The 4,861-nt window shown below is 57.2% G+C and carries 5 protein-coding genes; 1 reads left to right on the forward strand and 4 read right to left on the reverse strand.

Annotated features, from left to right (window positions below; all coding sequences use genetic code 11):
* From WA354_RS23100 to WA354_RS23115, 4 genes are all read right to left on the reverse strand, one after another.
* Positions 1-1,390, reverse strand: a 1,390-nt coding sequence (locus WA354_RS23100) for a cytochrome ubiquinol oxidase subunit I (protein ID WP_472815382.1), incomplete at its 3' end; no start/stop codon positions are given.
* Positions 1,391-1,486: 96 nt separating this feature from the next.
* Positions 1,487-2,575, reverse strand: coding sequence for a cytochrome b (locus tag WA354_RS23105; RefSeq protein ID WP_472815383.1), 1,089 nt, complete (start codon positions 2,573-2,575; stop codon positions 1,487-1,489).
* A gap of 35 nt (positions 2,576-2,610) precedes the next feature.
* Positions 2,611-3,147 carry a QcrA and Rieske domain-containing protein gene (locus WA354_RS23110; RefSeq protein ID WP_472815384.1) on the reverse strand — a complete coding sequence of 179 codons (537 nt, stop codon included), beginning with the start codon at positions 3,145-3,147 and terminating at the stop codon, positions 2,611-2,613.
* Positions 3,144-4,259, reverse strand: coding sequence for a hypothetical protein (locus WA354_RS23115; RefSeq protein ID WP_472815385.1), 1,116 nt, complete (start codon positions 4,257-4,259; stop codon positions 3,144-3,146). Before WA354_RS23115 ends, WA354_RS23110 begins: the two co-directional genes overlap by 4 nt.
* A 280-nt stretch (positions 4,260-4,539) precedes the next feature.
* On the opposite strand from WA354_RS23115, the gene WA354_RS23120 reads away from it, so the two are divergent.
* The coding region (locus WA354_RS23120) for an RrF2 family transcriptional regulator (protein WP_472815386.1) at positions 4,540-4,861 on the forward strand (322 nt) is incomplete at its 3' end.

Below are 4,861 nucleotides of genomic sequence, written 5' to 3' on the forward strand. Positions count from 1 at the left end.
CCGTTAGCACGGGTTTCTGCGAAGCCGGAGCAGGTGGGTTAACCTGTGCATTCAGGAAGTCAGTGAGATCGTTGACATCCTGCTCTGTTCCTACCATTGGCGGCATGAATTTGCGATACGGCGAATCGGCCTTGTTCTCGTGCAGCATCACGATGAAGTTGCGAATGTTGGCACGATCGCGGCCTTCGAGCAAGTGGGCCAGGGGCCGATACCCTTGTAGCGTATGGCATGATCCGCATTCGCCGCGGAAGATCGCTTCGCCTCGTGAATAGTTCGAGGCAGATCCGTTCCACACCCAGTTCGAGTCCGCCAGATAACCCCGCGCATTGATCCTGGTCACATATGGTACGCGCACGCCGTTCGAATACATCCAGCGCCCGATCACATACGGTTTGCGCAGCATCTCGCGCGAATATTCACCCGCTCCCGTTGCCATCAGTGCGAGAACAAGAACCGCCAGCGCATGCGAGAGGTTGAATTCTGTCGGATTTCGATAAGCGAGGAAGTACGCAACAAAGATGATCGTCGCAGACGTCACAATAATGATCAGCGCCATGCGCGTCACGGTCGAGAAAGTACCTGAGTTGATCGTGTCAATTCCGAGAGTCAGTAATGCGCGCTGCGAAGTCGGAACCATCACGTAATACCAGATCATCAGGAACGGCATGGCAACAAACGAAGGCACGAGCCACTTCACGCTCCACTGCACCATACTCGTCTTAAGCTCTGGATGCCTGTCGCCATCGATGCGGCTCGCCGTGATCAGCGCCCAGATGCCCGCTAGAGACGCGCAAACGCAAGCGCGCAGCAGAAGGCTTGGCCAGTACGTCGGATTGAAAAATGCATTCCAGAATTTGCTCGCCTCGTGTCCCGTTCCCGCAATGCCGATCCAGGTGTCCCCTGGCGTCAGCATGAATGACAAAATGCCATTGATGATGATGAGCGTAGCGACAGATGCGCCAGCATAAACCCAGCCCACTTTCAAGTGCAGCTTCTCTGGGATGCGATTCCACGTGTAGTAGTAGACCGCGATGGTGATCAGCTCAACCATGAAGAAGACCCACTCCATCGCCCAGCCAAAAACGAAATTGTGAATCAGAGTGCTGGTCGCCTCGGGATGCGTCAGTCCAATCGCAAACCATATACCCACGCCCGACACAGTGCCAAAGACCGCGGTGAGAACCAGAAAGAACTTCGAGTGGCTTGCGAGTTGCTTGAGCCATTCGGCGCGAAGCGCGGGATCGTGCATGCGCAGTGCCTTGCGCTCCGCCAGTGGAAGGTAGAGTCCGCCGCCTACGGCAAACTGCGAAATCATGACGTGAAAGATGGCGATCAACCCGATCACCCATCCCGACCCTAAATGCGGAACGTCCCAAAACGGATAGTTCATTCTTAGCTCCAAGCTTTTAGCTCTCAGCCGTCAGCTTTCAGTTTTTTCGCGCCATGCGATGAACTGAAGGCTGAGAGCTGACAGCTGATCGCTGTCTTACCGAATCGTCCAATACCCAATTGCCGTCGTGGCCAGCAGCGCAAATACCGCGATCAGGCCGAAATAATGTGCAGCGCGTCCGCGTTTTCCAGAGTCGCGGCTCGTGTCGTAGAACGGAATCATGACCCACAGCGCGATGCCGACGGTGAAGAGCAGAATTCCGGCGATCTCTCCAGGCTCGCCCTGCAGCCACTTGACCATACCCAGCAGCTTCAGCATCTCGAAAGGACTCATGAAGTACCACTCGGGATGAATACCCATTGGCGCGGGAGCTAGCGAGTCAAACTGCTTGCCAAGCTGCCACGGAAATACCGAAGCCAGCAGCGCCAGAACATTCAGCGAGATAAGCCACATCGCCAGATCCTTGCGCAGGAAGTTCGGCATGAACGGCATGGTCTTGCGTTCGGTCACCGGTTTTGCTGCTTCACTCGGCGGTGCGGCGTTGCCATGTTTCTGAACCAGCCACAGATGGAAGGCCAGCAGCGGAAGGAACAGCGCCGGCAAGACCACCACGTGGAGTGCGAAGAAGCGCTGGACGGTAAACTCGCTCACATCCGGTCCGCCGCGTAACATGTTCGCAATGGCGGGCCCGATAAACGGAATCGCCGCCGGAATCTCCAAACCGACCTTGGTTGCGAAATAGCTGAGCTCGTCCATGGGCAGCAGGTACCCGGAAAAACCAAACACCGACGCGATCCCCAGCAACCCCATTCCGCTCAACCAGCCAAATTCGCGTGGTTTGCGGTAGGCCTTCATGAAGTAGACCGAGAACATATGCACCAGGATCGAGAACATCATCAGGTTCGCCGACCAGGAGTGTGCCGAGCGAATCAACCACCCGAAGTGCATCACATAGGTGATCTGCCGAACCGATTCGAAAGATTCTGCTCCCGGCCGGTAATACACCAGCAGCAGCACGCCGGTGAAGCACTGCACCAGAAAAAGAAAGAGCGAGATTCCACCCCAGTAGTACCAGAACGATTGGGCGTGGACGGGAACGGTCTTCTTGCGCGCAAAAGCGGCGAGCTCCGAAAGGCCGAGGCGCTCATCAACCCAGTCATAGATAAAAGCGGTCTTTGTCGTCATGCCTGATGTCCTTGTGCGTTATGTGCTCGAACGCGTTACGCGCGCGACACTTCAACGGAGTTCTCACCGACTACAACATTGAACTTCTTGAGCGGTTTTGGGGGTGGACCACTCACGTTCGCGCCTGTGTATGCGTTGTAAACGCCACCGTGGCAGGCACAGTGAATGCGATCGGCTTGCGGCTCGTATTGGACGGTGCAGCCGAGGTGCGTGCAAACAGCGGTGAGCGAAGCCCACGTACCGTCAGCATGGTGGATCAACATTGCCGGCGAAGTACCGAACTTGAACATCAGCACCGACCCTGCCGGCAGCTTCTGCGCATCCTTAAGCGAGACTTCCTTCACTGCCGTCGCGCTTGATGCCATCTCTTCGGGCGATGCCAGGTAGCGATAGATGGGATAAGCGAGTGCAGCCGTATAGCAAAGCCCCGCTGCACCCGCAGCGACGAGGAATGCGCGGCGCGTTGACCTCTCGGCTTCTTCGCCGGGGCCCCCGGCAAGTGGTCTTTGCTTGCCGGGGTGGTCTTCGCCCGGCTTGACTGTCAGTTTTTCCAGAACAATATGCGAGCTCATAGCACCGCTCCTTCCATCGGCTTTTGTGCGCGTGCCACGACCGAGATCAGCCAGCCGACCACGCCTAGTCCGCCAACAAACAGCACCAGGAACAGGCCGACCACACCCCAGTTGGTCACCACGGTCCGGTCCCACACATCGAAACCTTTGACCAGCAGCGACAGATCGCGCACCGCATCGCGGAAGATCACGAGCGTTAATTCGATCAGCAGCGCCAGTGTGGCAGCCACCCAGCCAAGCCAGTTCGCGCCTATCTTTCCAAATCCAGCGAAAGCCGCTGCGAGTATCGCAACTACTACCAGTACCATCCAGCCATATCCGGCGAACGAAGCGAAGTGATACAGCGGATGCGTCGACAATCCAGCCTTCACTGCATCCGGCTGCACGCGTGCCGCCCAGATTCCCGCCGCCAGGTAAACAATCCCGAATGCCGCGGCCAGTTTGCCGCCAAGCCCGGCAACGAAGCTCTTCTCATCCGCTGTGAACGTACTGCGTCCCGCGAGATAGACCAGCCACAGGCCGCCGATGAACAACCCGCCCGCCATCATCAGCAGCCAGCGCGGCGTCAGGGTTGGATCAGTCGGAGGCAGATACAGGCCCATCGCCGACGAGGAATACATGTCGCGCCATACCTCGGGCCGCAACATCAGGGTCATGTTGGTCGAGAGCATCCGCGCGATATAGCCCGAAAGCAGCCACGCCGACAGCCCCACCCACCATGCCGACTTCCCCGCCTCCAGCCGCGCGGTGAATTGGTACAGGAGCCAGTAAGTAAGGGTCAGTACCGCTATGATCGAAATCCAGTACACGCCAATCAGCACGCTCGACGTGTAAAGCGCGCGCCCATACAGAACCTGGGCAAAGAGAAGCGGCGGCACGCCAAGGTTGATAACGAACGTCATCACAACGGTCAGACGCTTCGCCACCGCCCGCGCGGTAACTTGTGATTGCGGCGAATTGCGGAAGAGACTCAGCACGACCGCTATAAGCAAGCCGCCCAGCAACATCTCCACCGCAACAAAGTGCAATGCCAGCGTCACGATATGCAGCAGCTTGATCAGCCATATCGGTGCAGGTAAAGGAATGGGATCTACAGCAGGGAACGATTGCATGAGGTCGTTAACAAGCCCCTTTCACGGTTCAAGCACCTTATCGGCAAAGGGAGAAAATCCAAACACGATCGCTGCCGGGCAAACATCTTCAGCGTTTCGGAAAGGATTTTGGACTATTTCTCTCCAATTGGTTCGAAAAGACAGAATTATCCGGCGGCGTCCCGGAGGTCTGTGATGACCGATACATTCGTGGGTGACGCTGTCGGCTACTCTGCTCTCAATTTGCTTCGAATTGGACTCGCCCGGTCCAGATAGAGGGCTTGCAATCGAGAGACCGCGCATGAAAGAAAATTCTCTGAATGACCCCGCAGTGGAGAGGTGTAACTCCTCCATGCAACTGACACGCGCGGCTGATTATGCCGTCCGCGTCATGGTGCACCTGGCCACCCTTCCTCCTGAGAAACGAGCCTTCCTCCCTGCCCTCGCGGATGCCACTGCGGCTCCGGAGAGTTTTCTCTCGAAGGTGATGCAGGCCCTGGTGCACGCCGAATTGATCTCTTCCAGACGTGGAAAAGCTGGTGGATTCGCGATCCTTCAGCGTGGCCGCGATGCCACCATGCGCGAGGTCGTTGAAGCTATTGACGGCCCCATCTGTCTCAACG

Source organism: Occallatibacter sp., from assembly GCF_049802275.1.
Lineage (GTDB): Bacteria > Acidobacteriota > Terriglobia > Terriglobales > Acidobacteriaceae > Telmatobacter.